Annotated in this window: 13 protein-coding genes; 4 read left to right on the forward strand and 9 right to left on the reverse strand. The window is 67.9% G+C overall.

All coding sequences use genetic code 11. The annotated features are described in order from the left end of the window. Positions 1 to 69: 69 nt before the first annotated feature. From CFB24_RS16980 to CFB24_RS17005, 6 genes are all read right to left on the reverse strand, one after another. Positions 70 to 636, reverse strand: a complete 567-nt coding sequence (locus tag CFB24_RS16980; RefSeq protein ID WP_088521834.1) for a diguanylate cyclase — start codon at positions 634 to 636, stop codon at positions 70 to 72. A 3-nt stretch (positions 637 to 639) separates the two neighbouring features. Next, positions 640 to 2,442 (reverse strand): SDR family oxidoreductase, encoded by a 1,803-nt coding sequence (locus tag CFB24_RS16985; protein ID WP_088521835.1) that lies wholly within the window; start codon positions 2,440 to 2,442, stop codon positions 640 to 642. Positions 2,443 to 2,536: 94 nt separating this feature from the next. After that, positions 2,537 to 4,759: a xanthine dehydrogenase family protein molybdopterin-binding subunit gene (locus CFB24_RS16990; RefSeq protein ID WP_088521836.1), complete on the reverse strand. Its 2,223-nt coding sequence runs from the start codon at positions 4,757 to 4,759 to the stop codon at positions 2,537 to 2,539. Next, entirely contained in the window at positions 4,756 to 5,772 is a 1,017-nt protein-coding gene (locus tag CFB24_RS16995; RefSeq protein ID WP_088521837.1) for an FAD binding domain-containing protein, read from the reverse strand. The genes CFB24_RS16990 and CFB24_RS16995 overlap by 4 nt, the downstream gene beginning before the upstream one ends. Then, on the reverse strand, positions 5,769 to 6,293 hold the full coding sequence (locus tag CFB24_RS17000) for a (2Fe-2S)-binding protein (protein WP_088521838.1): 525 nt from the start codon (positions 6,291 to 6,293) through the stop codon (positions 5,769 to 5,771). The genes CFB24_RS16995 and CFB24_RS17000 overlap by 4 nt, the downstream gene beginning before the upstream one ends. A 114-nt stretch (positions 6,294 to 6,407) precedes the next feature. Continuing rightward, positions 6,408 to 8,627, reverse strand: a complete 2,220-nt coding sequence (locus CFB24_RS17005; protein WP_088521839.1) for an ATP-binding protein — start codon at positions 8,625 to 8,627, stop codon at positions 6,408 to 6,410. Between the two features lie 217 nt (positions 8,628 to 8,844). Between CFB24_RS17005 and CFB24_RS17010 the strand changes: the two genes are divergently transcribed. Next, complete coding sequence (locus CFB24_RS17010) at positions 8,845 to 9,144, forward strand: hypothetical protein (protein ID WP_141098478.1); 300 nt, start codon at positions 8,845 to 8,847, stop codon at positions 9,142 to 9,144. Between the two features lie 53 nt (positions 9,145 to 9,197). Here the strand turns inward: CFB24_RS17010 and CFB24_RS17015 are convergent, their stop codons facing one another. Further along, positions 9,198 to 10,397 carry an acyltransferase family protein gene (locus CFB24_RS17015; protein ID WP_088521841.1) on the reverse strand — a complete coding sequence of 400 codons (1,200 nt, stop codon included), beginning with the start codon at positions 10,395 to 10,397 and terminating at the stop codon, positions 9,198 to 9,200. 77 nt (positions 10,398 to 10,474) lie between these two features. Continuing rightward, positions 10,475 to 11,746 (reverse strand): Hsp70 family protein, encoded by a 1,272-nt coding sequence (locus CFB24_RS17020; RefSeq protein WP_088521842.1) that lies wholly within the window; start codon positions 11,744 to 11,746, stop codon positions 10,475 to 10,477. Positions 11,747 to 12,378: 632 nt separating this feature from the next. On the opposite strand from CFB24_RS17020, the gene CFB24_RS17025 reads away from it, so the two are divergent. From CFB24_RS17025 to CFB24_RS17035, 3 genes are all read left to right on the forward strand, one after another. Further along, positions 12,379 to 13,881: a hypothetical protein gene (locus CFB24_RS17025; RefSeq protein ID WP_141098479.1), complete on the forward strand. Its 1,503-nt coding sequence runs from the start codon at positions 12,379 to 12,381 to the stop codon at positions 13,879 to 13,881. Between the two features lie 80 nt (positions 13,882 to 13,961). Beyond that, positions 13,962 to 16,235: a type I secretion system permease/ATPase gene (locus CFB24_RS17030; protein ID WP_425332136.1), complete on the forward strand. Its 2,274-nt coding sequence runs from the start codon at positions 13,962 to 13,964 to the stop codon at positions 16,233 to 16,235. Next, complete coding sequence (locus CFB24_RS17035) at positions 16,232 to 17,644, forward strand: HlyD family type I secretion periplasmic adaptor subunit (protein ID WP_088521844.1); 1,413 nt, start codon at positions 16,232 to 16,234, stop codon at positions 17,642 to 17,644. Before CFB24_RS17030 ends, CFB24_RS17035 begins: the two co-directional genes overlap by 4 nt. Positions 17,645 to 17,671: 27 nt before the next feature. Here CFB24_RS17035 and CFB24_RS17040 read toward each other — a convergent pair whose 3' ends face one another. After that, a complete protein-coding gene (locus CFB24_RS17040; protein WP_088521845.1) occupies positions 17,672 to 18,475 on the reverse strand; it encodes an energy transducer TonB in 804 nt (267 codons plus the stop codon). Positions 18,476 to 18,493: the final 18 nt, after the last annotated feature.

Consider the following 18,493-nt stretch of genomic DNA (forward strand, 5'->3'; position numbering starts at 1 on the left):
CTTCAGGATGGAACAAAAAAAGAACAAAACAGGCGCATTGTCAAGTGCTCCGATCCGGTCTCGCCAAGGCTATCGTTCGCTGTGCAGCGGGGCGCCGGCGCGCCGCGTGCGCAGAAACTCCTCGGCGTAGGGAAGGAACTCGAACACGACGATCAGGCCGAGAATGGTCGCCACATAGGCGCCGGAAAGCGGCTGCTGCTTCCAGGCCAGGGCCAGACGGGCCGGCTCGTCGCCCAGCCCGAACAGCGCCAGAAACTGCCCCCAGTGCAGCGTCGCCATCGTGACGATCGCCAGCAGCGGAATCATTTCGAGGAAGCTGTGCACATGCTGTTCGATCGGCGTCACCTCACGCCGGGACACGGCGTAGGTCACATCCCACATCGCCGTCGCTTCATGCACGAAAAACGCGACGATCATGACGGCGAGGATGAGCGCGTTGACGTCGAGGAACAAGGCCGCGAGAAGGGGCGCGCCGACTTCGGCGAACATCAGCAGGTGGATCAGCGATTCCTTGACGCCCGACGTCGATTCGATGTGCGAGGCGCGATGGCACAGCCAGTCGGCGAATCCCGCCGCCAGCCAGACGGGCAGGACGAAATACATCAGGATCAACGTGGCCGGGTCAGTGGGCGTCATGCTTCAGTTCCTCCTGCGGCCGGCGCGGCGCACGGCCAAAACGAGCGCGACGGCGCCAACCGTCGCCGCAGCCAGTTGAGTCATTTGGGTCGCGGGCGGCAGGCCTTTTCGCGCCAGCCAGCCGCCGCTGGACGACCGGCCCTGCGGCGCCGGTTGCAGCAGGGTTCCCTGGCTTTTCGGCGCCGCGCTCGCGCGCGCGAGCAGGAAGCGCAGGCCCGCGCCGAACAGGCGTTCGGTCGGCCCCGGCGCCAGCGCATAGGCGATTTGTCCCGCCCGCGCCGGCCAGCCCACCGCGATCTCGTCGCGGGGATCGCGAACGAGGCGCACCAGCGCCTGGGCCACGTCTTCCGCCTGGTAGAGCAGCGGGCCGGGGTCGAGCCGGCGGCCCGACATATTGGCGCCGTGGACGAAGCCGGGCGTGTCGACCATGGCCGGGAACACGCCGCACACTTTTATGCCGGGCCATTCGGCCAGTTCCTGGCGCAGGCTGGCGGAGAAGCCGCGCAGGCCGAACTTGCTTGCGGTATAGGCGGCGGCGAACGGGGCCGGAGCCCAGCCGCCGAGCGAAATCATGTTGATCAGCACGCCGCGCCGCTGGCGCAGGAACACTGGCAGCGCGGCGGAGGCGCCGTGCATGGCGCCGAACAGATTCACTTCAATGGCGCGCCGGTGCAGCGCGATGTCGGCGTCCCGCCACGCGCCGAACACGCCCGTGCCCGCATTGTTGATCCAGACGTCGATTCCGCCAAACGCTTGATCGGCGCATTCGCCGAGGCGCATGACCGCCTCTGCGTCGGCGACGTCGGTTGCAACGGCGAGCGCGCGGCCGCCGAGCGCTTCGCATTCGGCCGCCAGTTCGCGCAGCGCGGGTTCGCGGCGCGCGGCGAGGGCGACGCTGGCGCCGCGTCGCGCGAAGGCGAGCGCCGTGGCGCGGCCGATGCCGCTCGACGCCCCGGTGATCACCACGCGCAGGCCGCGCAGGTCGTCGCGCCGGGTCTGGCGCGCGCGCCGGCTGATTTCGCCGCCGCTCTGGCCGCCGGGGCGCCCGCGAACGCGGCCGCGACGCGGCGTGCGCGGCGCGAGCAGCCAGTCGAGCGCGCGACGCAGCCGCTCGGTCCCCGCCTCCTCGAACCAGCGCCCATGCGCGAAAATCACCCGCTCGGGCCGCAGCGCCACCAGCCGCGCCGCGGCTTCGCGCGCGGCCTGCCCGCCGAGATGGATCAGGCCGCGCAAATAGGCCGGCGCCCTGCCGTTTGGCGCGGTCGAGCCGAGCAGGTCGGCGAGACCGCGCGCCAGCGGCGGCAGCGTCTCGGGGTCGAGATTTTGCACGAGATCGGTCAGGACCAGGGTGTGGCTCGGCTTGTGAAACAGCGCGACCTCGGCGAACAGCGGCGCCTGGATAAGAACGGTCTCGATCTCGCCGCCCCATTCGTCGAGCGGGCCGTCGTTCAGTTCGCGGTCGATGCGCAGGCCCGACGCGCGCACCTGTCCGCGCCGCGACAGGCCGGGCGCCGCCACGACCATCGCGTCGGGCAGGGCGGCCTGCCAGTCGGGCAGGAACATCCAATGGGCGACATTCGGCGCCATCAGATAGGCGATCCGGCCGAGCCGCTCGATCTCGTCGCGCAGTTCGCGGGAATAGCGCGTGGGAGAATGCAGCAGCACGGCGCCGTCCGCCAGCCGCAGGATCGTCATGCGGATCGGAACCGGAGCGCCCAGCGGCTTGATCGGCCGGTCGTCGAAAATCCAGACGTTGTCGGCGACGGATTTCAACGCGCCCCCGTTGGCGACGGCCCTCGCGACCATGATCGTCTCCCTGGCTGCGGTTCGTTGCGGAAGGGTTCGAGCTTGAAACGGGCGAGGGCGGGAAAGGTTCACGCGCGGCGTGAACGCGGCGGCCTCAGCGCCGCAGCTTGTCGAGCGTGATGGGCAGGTCGCGGACCCGCGTTCCCGTGGCGTGATAGACGGCGTTGGCGATGGCGGCGGCGACGCCGACAATGCCGATTTCGCCCAGCCCCTTGACGCCGAGATGGTTGATCTCGGCGTCCGGCTCGTCGACGAAAATGACCTCGATGTCGTGGATGTCGGCGTTCACCGGCACATGATAATCGGCGATATTGGCGTTCATGATCCGGCCGAATGCGGGGTCGATCAGCGTCTCCTCGTGCAGCGCCATGCCGACGCCCCAGACCACGCCGCCCATGATCTGGCTGCGCGCGGTCTTGGCGTTGAGGATGCGCCCGGCGGCGACGGCGCTGACGACGCGGGTGACGCGGATGAGGCCGAGATCCTCGTCGATCCGCACTTCGGCGAACACGGCGGAATGGGTGTTGTGCGCCAGTTTTGGGGCGGCGAATTCGGTCAGATGCTCGCGCTCGATGCGTTCGAGCCGGGCGTGGCGCAGCGCGTCGGCGATCGGCGTCCGGCGCGACGGATCGGCGCGGCTAACCACGCAGCCTTCCGCCAGCTCGACATCGTCGGGGCCGGCGCCCGCCAGCGGCGCATGGGGCAGGCCCTGGGCGAGGCGCAGGACGTCGGCGCGGATCGCGTCGGCGGTGGCGGCGATGCCATTGGCGACCGAGGCGGCGATCCATGAGCCGCCTTCCACCGGCGAGCGGGGCAGGGTGGAATCGCCGAGCCGGATCGAAATGTCCTGCAACGGCAGGCCCAGCATGTCGGCGGCCACCTGCGCCATGATGGTGTAGGTTCCCGTGCCGATGTCCGACGTGGCGCAGGACACTTCCGCATGGCCGTTGGCGGAGAGAACGATGCGCACGCCGATGGACATTTGCAGCGCTTCCCACACGCCGGTCGCCATGCCCCAGCCGATCAGTTCGTCGCCGTCGCGCATGGCGCGCGGTTCGGGGGCGCGGCCGGCCCAGCCGAACGCCTCGGCGCCCTGTTCGTAACAGGCGCGCAGGTTCTTGCTGCTGTAGGGATCGCCGCTGTGCTGGTCGCGCTCCGAATAGTTTTTCAGGCGCAGCGCGATCGGGTCCATGTTCAGGGCGACGGCGAGTTCGTCCATCGCGCATTCGAGCGCATAGACGCCGGTCGCCGCGCTGGGCGCGCGCATGTCGCAGGGCGTGGGCAGATCGAGCCGCGCCAGCCGATGCGCGTAGCTTGCGTTGGCGCAGGCGTAGAGCAGGCCGGACCAGCCGGTCTCCTGCCGATAGAAATCCTCGTAGCGCGAGGTCATGGTGACGGCGTCGTGCGCGATGGCGCGCAGCGTTCCGTCGGCGTCGGCGCCGAGGCTGATCCGCTGGATCATGGCGGGCCGGTAGCCGAGTTCGAACATTTGCGCGCGGGTCAGCACGACCCGCGCCGGGCGCCGCAGGGCCTTGGCCGCGAGCACCGCCAGAACCACCTGATATTGCGGCCGCAGGCCGGAGCCGAACCCGCCGCCCATATAGGGCGACATCACCCGGAGATCCTCGGGTTTCAGGCCGAACACGCCGCACAGATAAGTGTGCGCGTTCTGCACGCCCTGCGTCTTGTCATAGACCGTCAGCCGGCCGTCGGCGTCCCAGATCGCGGTGGTTGCGTAAAGCTCCATCGGATTGTGGGTTTCCGCCGGAACGTAATAATCGGCGTCGTGGCGCACGGGCGCCGCCTCCAGCGCCGTCTCGACCGAGCCGCGCGCCGGGGGCGGGCCGAACGCGCCCTTCGGCGCGGCGACGGCGGCGTCGCGCTGGCCGAGAAAGTCCGTGACGTGGGGCTCCTCGTCGTAATCGACGCCGAGCAGCGTGGCGGCGAAGCGGGCCGCCTCCGGGTCTTCCGCCAGCACCACCGCGATTGGCTGGCCGCTGAACAGGATGCGGTCGTTGTAGAGCGGACGGAACGGCGCGCCCTCCGGCGCGACGTCGTCGCGATAGGCGTCGTCCTGCGCCGCCATCTGCGGGCGGTTGTCGTGGGTGAGGACGTCGATCACGCCGGCGACGCGCCGCGCGCGGCTGACGTCGATGCGGCGGATGCGGCCCCTGGCGATGCGCGACGTGACGACATAGCCATGCGCCAGATCGGGCGCGACATATTCGGCGGCGTATTTGGCGGCGCCGGTGACTTTCGCGGGACCGTCGATCCGGGAGACGGACGCGCCGATGCAAGTGGGGGCGGAGAGGCTCATCCGATGCGCTTGTCCGTCTGGGATTGCGGCGTTCCCCGCGCCGCCTGGGTCAGCGCGCGGACGACGGTCCGGGCGGCGAGGTCGATCTTGAAAGCATTGTGCGCCAGCGCGCGCGCGTCGCGCAGCAACGCCTGCGCCGCCGCGCCGAATGTCGCGGCGTTGGCCGGCTCGCCGCGCATCGCGTCTTCGACCCGCGCGTCGCGCCAGGGTTTGTGCGCGACGCCGCCGAGGGCGATCCGCGCTTCGCGGATGCGGTCGCCGTCGAGGTCGAGCGCGGCCGCGACCGAAACCAAGGCGAAGGCGTAGGACAGGCGGTCGCGGATCTTGAGATAGCTGTAATGTTCGGCGAACCCCTTTGGCGGCAGTTCGACCGCCGTGATCAACTCGTCGGGTTCAAGGTTTGTATCGCGGTCCGGCGTGTCGCCCGGCAGCCGGTGAAAATCGGTCAGCGCCAGCGCGCGCCCCTCCGTCGGCCCCCGCACATGCACAATGGCGTCGAGCGCCGCGAGGGCGACGCACATGTCGGAGGGATGGGTAGCGACGCAGGCGACGCTGGCGCCGAGAATGGCGTGGGCGCGGTTGAGGCCGTCGCGGGCGGAGCAGCCGTCGCCGGGCCTGCGCTTGTTGCAGGGCGTGGCGAGGTCGTAAAAATAGCAGCAGCGCGTGCGCTGCATCAGATTGCCGCCGACGCTCGCCATATTGCGCAATTGCCCGGAGGCGCCCGCGCGCAACGCGTCGCCGAGCAGCGGATAGCGCTGCGCCACCGGCGGGGCGCCGGCGAGATCGGCGTTGGCGATCAGCGCGCCGATCCGCAGGCCGCCGCCTTGGATGTCCTCGACCCGGTTGAGCGGCAGGCGGGAAATGTCGATCAGGCGCGGCGGGCGCTCGACATCCTCCTTCATCAGATCGACGAGATTGGTGCCGCCGGCGATGAATTTCGCGCCGGGAAAGGCGGCGATCCGGCTCACGGCGTCGGCGGCGCTGGTCGCCCGGACGTAATCGAAATTGATCATGTCCGCCCCATCGCCTGTTCGATCGCCGCCACAATGTTCGGATAGGCGCCGCAACGGCAAATATTGCCGCTCATCGCCTCGCGGATCTCGTCCCGGGTCAGGGGCTTGCCTTCGGCGAGCAGGCCGGCGGCGGAGCAGATCTGGCCGGGCGTGCAATAGCCGCACTGGAACGCGTCATGGTCGGTGAACGCCTGTTGCAGCGGATGCAGCACGCCGTTGCGCGCCAGCCCCTCGATCGTCGTGATCCTCGCGCCGTCCTGCATCACGGCGAACGTCAGGCAAGAATTGATCCGCCGCCCTTCCACCAGCACCGTGCAGGCGCCGCATTGACCGTGGTCGCAGCCCTTCTTGGTTCCCGTCAGGTTCAGATGGTCGCGCAAGGCGTCGAGCAAAGTGGTCCAGGGCGCGAGGCGCAGCGTCTGCTCCACGCCATTGACGATCAGGGTCACCGCGAGTTTATCCGGCGGCGCGAGCGACGGATTTTTTGCGGCTGGGACTTCGGTGGTTTGGAGTTGGGTCATGGCTGGGTTTCGCGTCGGTTGACGGCTGCAGGGCGAACCGCCCGCGCGCCTCTCAAACGCCGCGTCGCCCGCGCGGTTCCGCCGCCGGCCGGCGGCGCGCCTGCGCGTTTCGTTTCAGCCGGTCGGTCCGGCGCCCGGCTGTTCCAGGATGGTCGCCACGCGGTCCGCCAGAGCGGAGCCGGCGATCGGCTTGCGCAGCAGGCAGATCGAGCCTTGCGCCTGGCTGCCGATGGCCAGGGCGGCGGCGTCGCCGACATAGCCCGTGAGCAGAATCGTCGGCAGCCGCTTGCGCCGCTCCTGCGCGGCGCGGATCAGCGTCATGCCGTCCATTTCGGGCATGGACAGATCCGACACCAGCACATCCACCTGCTCTCCGGCGTCGATGGCCGCCAGCGCCATGGCGCCGCCCGAGGCTTCCGCGACCTGGAAGCCGGCGTCCTCCAGCTCGCACTTCAGCACTTCGCGCACGGCGTCCTCGTCCTCGACCAGCAGGACGCGCGGCGTCGCGCCACGGGGCTTCGCCGGCGCGGCGGCGCGGGACGCCGCCGCCCGCACCCGCTCGCCCACCGGCAGCCAGATCGACACGGTGGTGCCGGCGCCCATGGCGCTGCGCACCTGCAGCGCGCCGCCGGACTGCTCGGCGAAACCGCGAGCCATCGGCAGGCCCAGCCCCGTGCCTTTTCCCGGCGCCTTGGTGGTGAAGAACGGCTCCAGCGCGCGGTCGAGCGTCGCCGCGTCCATGCCGGCGCCGGTGTCCGCCACCGTGATCGCCACATAGTCGCCCGCCGCGAGGCCAAGGTCGTCCCGGCCTTGAGCCGGCGCCCTGTCCGCCGCGAAGGTGATGGCGCCGGTCGCCGCCATGGCGTCGCGCGCATTGGTGGCGAGATTGACCAGGACCGTCTCCAACTGGCCCTTGTCGACGAACACCGGCGGCAGATCCGCCGCGACGGCGACATGCAGGGTCAGGTTGGCGCCGAGCGTCTGGACGAGCAGGTCGCGCAGCCCTTCGAGCAGGGGCGCGAGCGCGACGACTTCTGGCCTGAGATCGCCGCACCGGGCGAAGGACAGCAGGCGCCGCGTGATCGAGCCGGCGCGCGCGCCGGCTTCGGCGATCATCTCGGCGAAATGGCGCACGCGCGTCGCATTATCGGCATGGCGGCCGATCATGCTGGCGCCGCCCATGATCGCCTGCGCGATATTGTTGAAGTCATGCGCGACGCCGCCCGCGAGTTCGCCGAGCGCGGTGAGTTTTTGCGCCTGCGCGAGGCGCGTCAGCGCCGTCTCGCGCTCCTTGACCGCCGCGCGGATGCGCTGCTCAAGCGTGACGTTGAGGCTGAGCAGGGCCGCCTCGACCTGCTTGCGGCCGGAAATGTCGACGCAGAACTCGACGCAAACGCCGTCCCCCAGCGAGCTGCCGGCGATGACCAGCCATTGCCGCGCGCCGTCCTTGCGCACATATTCCTTTTCGTAGGGGCCGAGGCGTCCGGTCTCCTGCAGCGCGCCCAGCTCCGTGAGGCTGGCCTGGTGAAATTCCGGGGGCGTGAGGTTGCTCCAGGTCATATCGCCCCGCGCGAGGTCGTCGCGGCTGTAGCCCATCATGGTCAGGAACGCGTCGTTGGCGTCGGTGAGGCGGCCGCTCGCCATGTCCCAGAACATCACCCCGAGGGTTTCGACCTCCAGCACTTTTTCCAGCCGCGCCTTGCTTTCCCGCAGCGCGGTCGCCGCCTGCTCGGCTTGCCGGCGCGCGCTTTGCGCCTCCGTCATCGCGTTGCGCAATTCCGCATTGCTGCGCCGCAATTCGCTTTCGCTCTGGCGCAGCGCGCCATTCATCAGGCGCCGCACGGCGATTTCATGCATGATGGATTCCGCCAGATCGCCCATGATGGCGACGTCGTTCGGCGTCCACGCCTTCGGCTTGGCTTCAATGGCGCACAGGCTGCCGATCCTGTGCCCGTCCGGCGTCCGCAGCGGCACGCCCAGATAGGCGATGACGTTCAAATCGCGCACGGCGAGATTGTTGCGCAGGGCGGGGTGCTGGCGCGCGTCCTCGACCACCAGCGGTTCGCCCGACGCGACGACATACTGGCAGAACGAGTGTGAGAGGGGCGTCTGGCGACGGCTGGCCCACGGCTCCGGCAGACCCGGACAGCTTTTGAAATATTGGCGGTCGACGTCGACCAGCGAGACAAGGATCACAGAGGCGCCGAGCACGCGCTGGGCGAGATCGGCGAGCCGGTCGAAGGCGCTGTCGCTCGGGCTGTCGAGCAGGCCGGTCTCACGCAAGGCGGCGATTCGCGCGGGATCGCGGAGGACTTCGGCGAGAGGCGGAGGCATGGCTACAGGGCCTCTTTCAGTAAAGCCCTCAATGGCTTATGGCGGGGCCAGCGGAATGGAAAGACACAAACGAGTGATCGCCCCGCCCGGAGCGGCCGCGCCGGGGGAGGGCGGACGCCCGGACTGGGGCGGAGCGTCTCCGAACGGTTCATCTCGCCCTGAAGGAACGAAAGAAAAGAGATCTTGTTTCTGTCTCCTAAACTTCATGGAGTCCAAAATGGCGAAGCTTCGCAGAATTTCAGTAACGGCCGTAGCGTTGCTTCTCGGCTCATCGACTCTGGCCTGTTCGGCCACGGCCGCCACCCTGGCGCAAGCGACCAGCCCCTCGGGCGGCGGCATGGGCGGCAAAAGCGATCCAAGCAAGGACGGTTCCGGCAAGAGCGACAGCGGCAAAACCACGGGACCGGCCAGCGGCGGCAATGTCGCGCCGGGCGGGTCGCCCACGTCGAGCGGAAATCCGGGACAGCCGGGGATGCCGGGCAACAAGAACGGCCCTCCGGTCCGGGCGCCCAAATAGGGCCGCGCGATTGTTCGTTTTTTTCACGCGCGAATTCCGCGTTGGTCGGCGTCTTACGTGGTCGCTTGCGGGATAGCGCCGGAGCCTCGCGGTTTTCTTCGCGCTAAAATCGCGCCCAGCCGGATGGCGGGGCGTTCGACCAGCAGAAAACTGGCGGCGGCGACCAGCGTCACGACCAAGGCGGCTGGCGGAAGCAGCAGCGTCATCTGCGCGGCGGACAGCGGCCCGACAGCGGCGCCCAGATCGACATAAAGAAGCGCCAGCGCGAGGCCGTGCAGCAGATAGATGCTGTAGGAACACTCGCCCAGCGCCAGCGCGCCGCGCGTGCGCAAAACGCCGCCGAAATCATTGCCGCAGGCGACGCAGGCGAAGAAAAAGCCGAACAGCGGCAGGGCAGCGCCATAGGGCTGCGCGAACAGGGTCATGCCCGCCAGCAGCGACAGCGCCGCCGCGAGCGTCGCGCGCGGGCCGCGCAGCCAGGACGACAGGCGCGGATGGGCGCGACATTCATAGGCCAGCATGCCCATGGCGAAACTGGGCATATACACCGGCGGCGTCGCCGACGGCGCCAGCGCGCGCGCCAGCAGCGCGACGCCCAGCAGGGCGAGCGGGATCAGCCAGAGCGGCTGGCCGAAGCGCCGCAGCAGGTCGGCGGCGGCCGCGCAGGCCGGCAGGATCGCCAGATAGAAAATCCATTCCTGATGCAGCGACCACAGGACGTAGGCGTTCAGGCGCCCGCTGTCGGGATAGCCGAGCAGCGGCGGTTCGGCCCAGGCGGCGATCCAGCTCAGGGCCGGCAGGATGTCGCGCGGGGAGGGATGAAGGCCGGTCCGCGCCATGATCAGCGCCATGACCAGCGCCACCGCAAGCATGACGGCGGGCGTCAGGCGAAACAGGCGGGACAGATAGACCGCGCGCCAGTCGCAGGCGCGGAAGCCGGCGCGAATGCGCGGATAGAACACCAGCCCGGTCGTCATGAAGAACAAGCCGACGCCGCCGGCGCCGAACTGGTTGAACAGTTTGACGTCGGGCGCTTCCCAGCCGCCATGCAGCTTGGCGATGCGCAGCCAGATGATGAAATGATGCGCCATCACGCACAGCGCGAGATAGCCGCGCAGCCCGTCGACGCAGCCGATGCGCCGTTCGGCGGGCGGCAGGGGAAATCCGGCGCGGACGAGGCCGCCCGCGACCAGGGTTGCGAGAACAAAGGCCGCGAAAACGGCGGCGAGAATCGCGAGGACCGGATCGTGCAATGGCGGCCTGTCGGGCAGGACGAGACTATGCCAGACGGATATCAGCTTAACGCAGGCGCCACAATCCGCGCCGGCGTTCAGCCCTGCCGCGCCCGGTCGGCCGCCACCAGGGCGAGGCCGCAGGCTACGGAGGCGAAGGCGTCGCCGAACCGGAGCTTGTCCTCTCCGAACCGGCCTGCGAACAGGCGCCGCACCGCCGGAACGTAGGACGTGCCGCCCGTCAGGAACACGGAATCGATTTCGGCAGGCGTCGCGCCGGCGCGCGCCAGCGCGAGATCGACCGCCTCCTCCATGCTCGCCACGTCGTCGGCGATCCAGCGCTCGAAATCCGTGCGCGCGACCACGGTTTCGATAGCCAGCCCGGCGGCCGAAAACTGAAACGGGGCATGGGTTTCGCTCGAAAGCCGCGCCTTCAGTTTCGACACCGCGAGGTAGAGTTCGTAGCCGAGATCGTGGTCGATGATCTCGATCAGATGTTCGATCTCCTCCGGCCGCTCGGCGTCCCTGGCGAGGCGGTGCAGTTCGGCCATCGTGTCGGCGCTCTTGAGCAGCGACAGCTTGTGCCATTGCGCGAAGGCGGCGTAATAGCGCGCCGGCATCGGCAGCGTCTTGCCGAACGAGCGATAGCCGGAATTGCGGCCGAGCCGCGGCGAAACCAGATTGTCGATCAGGCGGAAGTCGAACGTGTCGCCGGCGACGCCGACGCCCGCATGGGACAGCGCCTCGGCGGCGAGGCCGGCGCGGCCCGGCTCGAATCGCATCAGCGAGAAGTCGCTGGTGCCGCCGCCGAAGTCGGCGACCAGCACCGTTTCCGGCCGGGTCAGCGTGCGGCCGTAGGCATAGGCGGCGCCGAACGGCTCATAGGCGAAATCGACCTTTGCAACCCCGGCGTTGCGATAGGCCGCGCCGAGACGCTCCAGCGCGAGCTCCTCGTTGGGGCGCTCGCCGGCGAACACGACCGGGCGTCCCGAGACGACGGGCAGATTCAGCAAATCCGGCGGCAGGATGTCGGCGAGGAACACGCCGATCAGATCTTCGATGAGAAATTTAACGCCGAACAGCCGCGTTTCCTGAAAAGCCGGGCTGGAGACATAGGTTTTCAGCGATTGCAGGAAGCGATGCTCTCCGTTGACGTCGAGGGCGCGGTCGAGCGCCGCGGGCCCGGAAACATGGCGGACTTTGGCGCGCGGCGGCCGGCCCTCGCGAAAGAACAGCAGGGCGGAGCGATAGGCTTCCACCGTCCCGGCGGGCGCGTCGAAACGCCGGACGGCGATCTCGCCGGACGCATCCGCAATGGCGACGACGCTGTTTGTCGTCCCAAAATCGACGCCAATGGCGATCGGGTTCATCAATTTCGTAATCCTGTCTTGCTGGCGCCGGTCTGCGCATCCGTTCCGGCTTGCGTTCCGGGACGCGCGCCAGGGGCCTCGGCCAGAGCCAGAGCCTCGGAACGAGCCAGACTCGATGCGTCGCGGGAACAATCCGGGGCGCAGCTATCGCGGCAAAAGCCCGGCCCGTCAATCTTGGGAAGATCGCCGTCCGATCCGCGCTCGCCGGGTGACATAAGGAACCCGCGCATTATTGCTGCAACGGGCCGCGCTGAGTTGAAATAGCTCAAATATTTCTTGCGAGTCTCACGGCGTGGCATGTTTTCATACGAATGTCACATGGATCGTCCGCTTGCGATTATTTGTTCATGCCCTTGACGTAAATGTATAGCCATCCGGTCGGCGTCGGCGGCGTTCGCTTTGGCAGTCTAACCCTTGAAAACTCTTACAACCTGGCCCGTGTATGTTTAAAGTCGTGTTGACCTAATGCCCCTGTAACGATAAGGTCGAGCTGTCCCGCGCTTTGGCGGATTCAGATTTCGGCTCGCGTAAGAAGCTCAAATAATTCGTAAGGGGTGGCCATGGTTGTGCAAGTCTCTACATCTTCCACCAATCCGACAACTTCCAATTCCGACGGGTCCAAGGACACGATAGTGTCGAGGGACGGGACATTTTGGGGCGTTTCCTACGACAAGGTGGATACGCATGTCACCGCCGAGGGGTTCAACGACGTCACCAGCTATTACAAGAACGGCGCTTGCGTCGTGCGGCAGATCAACAATCCGGCCGGCGGTTTCACCTTGACGACCTATGACGCCGCGGGCGCGTGGTTGTTGGCGTTCAACCAGAACGCCGACGGCTCCTATGACGGCAAGCACAATACGGCGGGCGATTTCTGGGGCGTTTCCTACGCCTCCTACGATCGCGCGGTGAACGCGAAGGGCGTTGTCGTCAGCGACACCTATTACGACACGTGCGGCGACGTGCTGGTCAAGAAGACCTACACCAAGGTCGGCTCGACGGTGGAAATGTTCGATTCGTCGGGACAGCGGACGCTGGTCTACAACCAGAACGCCGACGGCTCTCACTCCGAGCAGCATTTTCTCCCCGGCTCCTTTTGGGGAATCGGCTACGCCAGCGTCACCTGGAAAGACTCCGCCTCGGACTTCAATTATGAAAATGATTATTTCGATGCGTCCGGCCATGAAGTCGCGCAGCAAATCTACAAGACTTGCGGCGGCTTCGTGGTGACGACCTATGACGTCAGCGGTTCGGCCGCGATCGTCTTCAACCAGAATGCCGACGGCTCGTATGACGGCAAGCATTTCGTCGCCGGAACGCACAATGGCCTGGACTATGCCGCTTACGATCGCGCGTTCGACAAGACGGGCGTGCATGTCGCCGACACCTATTTCGGCGCCAACAACAATATCCTGCTGAAAGAGACCTTCTCGGCCTCGGGCGCGACCACCAGCGTCGACACCTACGCCGCCGATGGAAGCCACGATGTGTGGAGCGCGACGTCCGGAACTTTCTGGGGTCTGTCCTACACTTCGCGCGAAAGTTTGTACGACGCCAAGGGCTTCAATTACGACATCAAGCTCCTCGACGCTTCGCGCCATGTGATCGCCGAAAAGAGCAACTTCTGCGATGGCGGCTGGGAGGTGCAACTCTACGCCAATGGCGGTTCGACGCCGACGTCGACGCTCTACCAGAACGCCTGGACCGGCGCCGGCTACGAGGCGGTCAAGCCGATCACCAACAGCGCGATCGCCGATCAGCAGGCCTATTTCTACGACGCGTCCGGCGCGATACAGACGCTGGTCTCGACGGAGAAGGGCGTCGGCGTGCGCGTCGACAATTACAGCGGCGGCGTCCAGGCCAACTCGCAGCGCTTCAGCGCGAATGAGTCCGCGCCGCTCGGCGCGTCGAACCAGATCGACTTCTTCGCGCTGGACGCCTCCAAGACCACGCTGGCTTTCCACGAAGACGCCTCCAACGCCTTCGCCACGCTGACGCTGACCCAGGGTCACGAAACCCTGAGCTTCGCTCTGCTGGGCCAGTATTCCGCCGGTCAGTTTGGTCTGGCGGCGGATGGGCACGGCGGCTCGCTGCTGACGTTCACCAAGACGCCCGCGCTCACGCTGGCGGCCTGATCCTGACCTCGGACACGCCCATCCCCGAGCGCCGGCCCACTTTTTGGGCTGGCGTTTCGTTCGACGCCTTGGCCGCGCGATTGCCTCGCGCGCTAAAGTTCTGGCGTTCCCGGTCCGTCGCCGATGCGCCGGGGCCGTCGGATTCGTCGCCTGATTCCAAGACGCCGCAGCCAGAGCCGCCGGAATCGCCCCAGTCCGAAACGCCCGCGTCGGACAGTGGCGCTTTCGCGCTCAGCATTGTGCTGCGCATGCTCGGCCTCCCTGCCGACGCCGAGCGCATCCGGCATTTGTCCGGCAAGTCAGGCCAGCTTTCGCACGAGGATCTGTTGCGCGCGCTGCGCGCCGCCGAAGTCAAGGCGCGCCTGGTGCGGTTGCCGTTCGAGCGCATGGTCAAGGCGCCGTTGCCGGCGCTTGCCGGCGCCCGCGATGGCGGCTGGATGGTGGTGGGTCGCGCCGCCGACGATCATGTGATCGTGCTTAAGCAGATGGAGGTCAAGCCGACCCTTCTGTCCCACGCCGAATTCGAGGCGCTGTGGGACGGGCGGATCATTCTGGTGACCCGGCGCGCCGGGCTGCGCAATCTGGCGACCCGGTTCGGTCTGTCCTGGTTCATCGACGCCGTCGCCAAATATCGCAAGCCCTTGCTGGAAGTGCTGACGGCCTCGTTCTTCCTGCAGATTTTCGGCCTGCTGACGCCCTTGTTCTTCCAGGTCGTCGTCGACAAGGTGCTGGTGCATCGCGGCCTGTCCACGCTGGAAGTGCTGGCCGCCGGGCTCGCGCTGCTGTCGATTTTCGAGGTCACGCTGGGCGGCTTGCGCTCCTGGCTGTTCGCCCATACCGCCAATCGCATCGACGTCGAACTCGGCGCCCGTCTGTTCCGCCATTTGCTGGCGTTGCCGATGGCCTATTTCGGCGCGCGCCGCGTCGGCGACACGGTGGCGCGGGTGCGCGAACTCGAAACCATCCGGCAGTTCCTCACCTCCTCGGCCTTGACGCTGGTCCTGGATCTTTTCTTCGCGCTCGTCTTCATCGGCGTGCTGATCGTCTATTCGCCCGCGCTGACGCTGATCGTCGTCGCCGCCATTCCGGTTTACGTGCTGATTTCCGTGCTGGCGACGCCGCTGTTCCGGCGCCGCATCGAGGAGAAATTCGCGCGCGGCGCCGAAAATCAGGCGCTGCTGGTCGAATGTGTTTCCGGCGTCGAAACCGTCAAGAGCATGGCGCTGGAGCCGGTGCTGCAGCGGCGCTGGGAGGAGCAGCTCGCCGCCTATGTCACGGCGTCGTTCCGCGTGGTGAGCCTGGGAACCTGGGCGCAGCAAAGCGTGCAGGGCGTCAACAAGATCGTCACCGTCGCCATTCTTTTTCTCGGCGCGCGGCAGGTGATTTCCGGCGAGCTCACGGTCGGCGAGCTCGTGGCCTTCAATATGCTCGCCGGGCAGGTGACGCAGCCGGTGCTGCGGTTGTCGCAGCTGTGGCAGGATTTCCAGCAGGCGCGAGTGTCCGTCGAACGGCTCGGCGACATTCTCAACACGCCGCCCGAACCGTCGTCGGGACAGGCCAGCCTTCCGCCGATTCGCGGCGCCATCCAGATCCGCCACGTCACCTTCCGTTATCGCCTGAACACGCCCGCCGTGCTCAACGACGTCAGCCTCGACATTGCGGCCGGCGAAGTGATCGGCATCGTCGGCGCTTCCGGGTCCGGCAAGAGCAGCCTGGTCAAGCTGGCGCAGCGCCTGTTCGTGGCCGAGTCCGGCCAGGTGCTGGTGGACGGCATCGATCTCGCCCAGGCCGATCCCGCGTGGTTGCGGCGCCAGCTCGGCGTGGTGCTGCAGGATAATGTGCTGTTCAACCGCTCGGTGCGCGAGAATATTTCGCTCGCCAATCCGGCCATGAGCATCGAGCAGATCATCGCCGCCGCGCGGCTGGCCGGCGCGCATGACTTCATCCTCGGCCTGCCCGAAGGCTATGACACGGTGGTCGGCGAACGCGGCGCGACCCTGTCCGGCGGCCAGCGCCAGCGCATCGCCATCGCCCGCGCCTTGGCCAACCAGCCGCGGATCCTGATTTTCGACGAGGCGACTTCGGCGCTCGATTACGAGAGCGAGGCGGCGATTCAGGAGAACATGGCGGATATTTGCCGGCAGCGGACCGTGCTCATCGTCGCTCATCGCCTGTCCACCGTGCGCGCCGCGCATCGCATCGTGGTGATGGACCAGGGCCGCATTGTCGAAGAGGGAACGCATGAGCAGCTGGTGGCGCGCGGCCAGCGCTACGCCCAGCTCTGGCGCATTCAGAACGAGGGGCCGCGCCGGCTTGATCCGGGCGCGGCCGAAATGACGAGAGAGGCCAAATGACCGGCGCCGTCGCGCCCGCGCGCCGCGCGCCGGCGCCGATCGAACGGGCTTTTTTACCGGCGGCGCTCGAAATCGTCGAGACGCCGGCCTCGCCCACGCTGCGCTACACCGGCTGGACCATTTGCCTGTTTCTGACCACTGCTCTGGTTTGGGCCTGGTTCGGCAAGGTGGACATGATCGCCGCGGCGGCGGGCAAGGCCGCTCCGGCCGGGCGCACCAAGCAGATTCAGGCTTTTGAGGCCGGCGTGGTGCGCAAGATCCTGGTCGAGGACGGCGACCGCGTTCAGGCCGGGCAGCAGCTGATTCTGCTCGATCCGACGCTGGCCACGGCGGATCGCGATCGGTTCGCCGACCAGTTCATGCGCGCGCGGCTCGATGTGGCGCGGCTGACGGCGCTGCTGGCCGAGACCGAGGGCGGAAAGGTCGGCGATCCCTTCGCCGATCTCGCGGCGCCGGACGAGGCCTTGCGCGAGATGCGCGGCCGTTTCGCCGCCGACCGCGCCAACCGGCAGGCGCGGCTGGCCGCCGCCGACCGCGAGATCGCCGGCAAGCGCTCGGAGCAGGCCAGCCTCGACGCCGAACTCGCCAAGATCGACGCCACCCTGCCGATGACGATGGAGCGCGCCAACATCCGCAAATATACTTTCGAGAAAGGCGTCGGCTCCAAGCTGGATTATCTCAACGCCGCCCAGCAAAAGGCCGAACTCGAGAACGAGCGCAAAGTGACGGCGGCGAAGGCGTCGGCGACCGAGGCGGCGCTGCAGGCCGCCATCGCCGCGCGGGCGCAGATCGCCGCCGAAACCGAGCGCGACTGGCGGTCGGATTTGCAAAAAGCCATGCGCGACCGCGCCGAGGCGCAGAGCGAACTCGCCAAGGCGGAGAGGCGCACCGGCCTCACCTCGGTGACCGCGCCGATTGAAGGCGTGGTGCAAGATCTCGCCGTGCATACCGAGGGCGGCGTGGTGCAGGCCGGCCAGCAATTGCTGCGCGTGTCGCCGACCGACGGCGCGCTGGTGATCGAGGCCGTGGTTGAGAACAAGGACGCGGGCTTCGTCCGCGTTGGCCAGGAAGCCGAAATCAAGGTGGAGGCGTTTCCCTTCACCCGCTACGGCTTCCTTCACGGACGCGTGGCTTCGATTGCGCGCGACGCCACGTCTGATCCCGAGGAACAGCAATCGCGCGGCGCGACGCTCGACCGAAGCCCGAATGAATTGCGCCGCTCGCATGACCTCATCTATGTCGCGCGGATTGCAGTGGACAATCCCACGCTCGACGTGGACGGCGTGGCGACCCGGTTGGAGCCGGGCATGGCCATTACGGCGGAAATCAAGACCGGGCGACGCCGGGTGCTGGACTATCTGCTCTCGCCCATCGCCCAGCGCGGCCATGAGGCCCTGCGCGAGCGCTGAAGCGCTGCGCCGGAAAATGCGATCCGCTCAGTTCAGATTGAAGCGGATGCTGGTCATGGTCGAGAAACGCCCGCCCGGCGGGGGCGGGGTGTGAATCGCGGCGAGAATCGCCCGCGCGGCGCCGTCGAGGGCGGCGTTGCCGGATGAGCGGGTGATCGACCCGCTGACGACGCGCCCGGAGGCGCCAATGGTGAAAGCCACGCCGACGGCGCCGGTGACGCCCGCCTCCCGCGCGGCGGCGGGGAAGAATTTGTGGCGGTTCAGCTCCGCGACCACCAAACCGCCATAGGCGGCAACCGACATGCCGCTGGCGCGCGCGGCGCCTTGGGCCGCGCCGCGTCGCGCCTCCTGACGCGCCTCCTGGGCTTCGCGACGCTCGCGGGCCTGTTCGCGCGCCTCGCGCCGCGCTTCCTCCCGCGCCCGTTCGCGCTTTTCCTCGGCTTCGCGCTTGCGGCGCTCAATCCGGCGCAATTCGGCCGGGCTGGGCCGGTCGTCCGGCCTGGTGACGGGCGGAGGCGGGGCCTCGGGCGCGACGGTCTCGGGCGGCGGCGTCAGGTCGGCGGCGGGCGGATCGGGGGGCGGCGGCGGTTCGGGCGTCTCGGCGGGCTTGATTTCCTCCAGCCGCTTCTGGTCCGCCTCGGAATCGCCAAGCGGGACCAGGCCGACCTCAAGCGAATCCAGTTGCGGCGCCGAGTCCAGCGTGGGCTTGAGCGTGATGAGCGCGGCGGCGTGGGCCGCCAGAATCAGCGCCAGAGCGGTCGGGCGCAGCCAGAAGGGACGCAGGCGCGGCGCGGCTGACGCCGAAACAGGCTCAAGCGCGATCTCGCTCAATTCCGGGCCTCCGCGCCT

Origin of the sequence: Rhodoblastus acidophilus, from assembly GCF_900187365.1 — a bacterium.
In the GTDB taxonomy this organism is placed as follows: Bacteria; Pseudomonadota; Alphaproteobacteria; order Rhizobiales; family Beijerinckiaceae; genus Rhodoblastus; species Rhodoblastus acidophilus.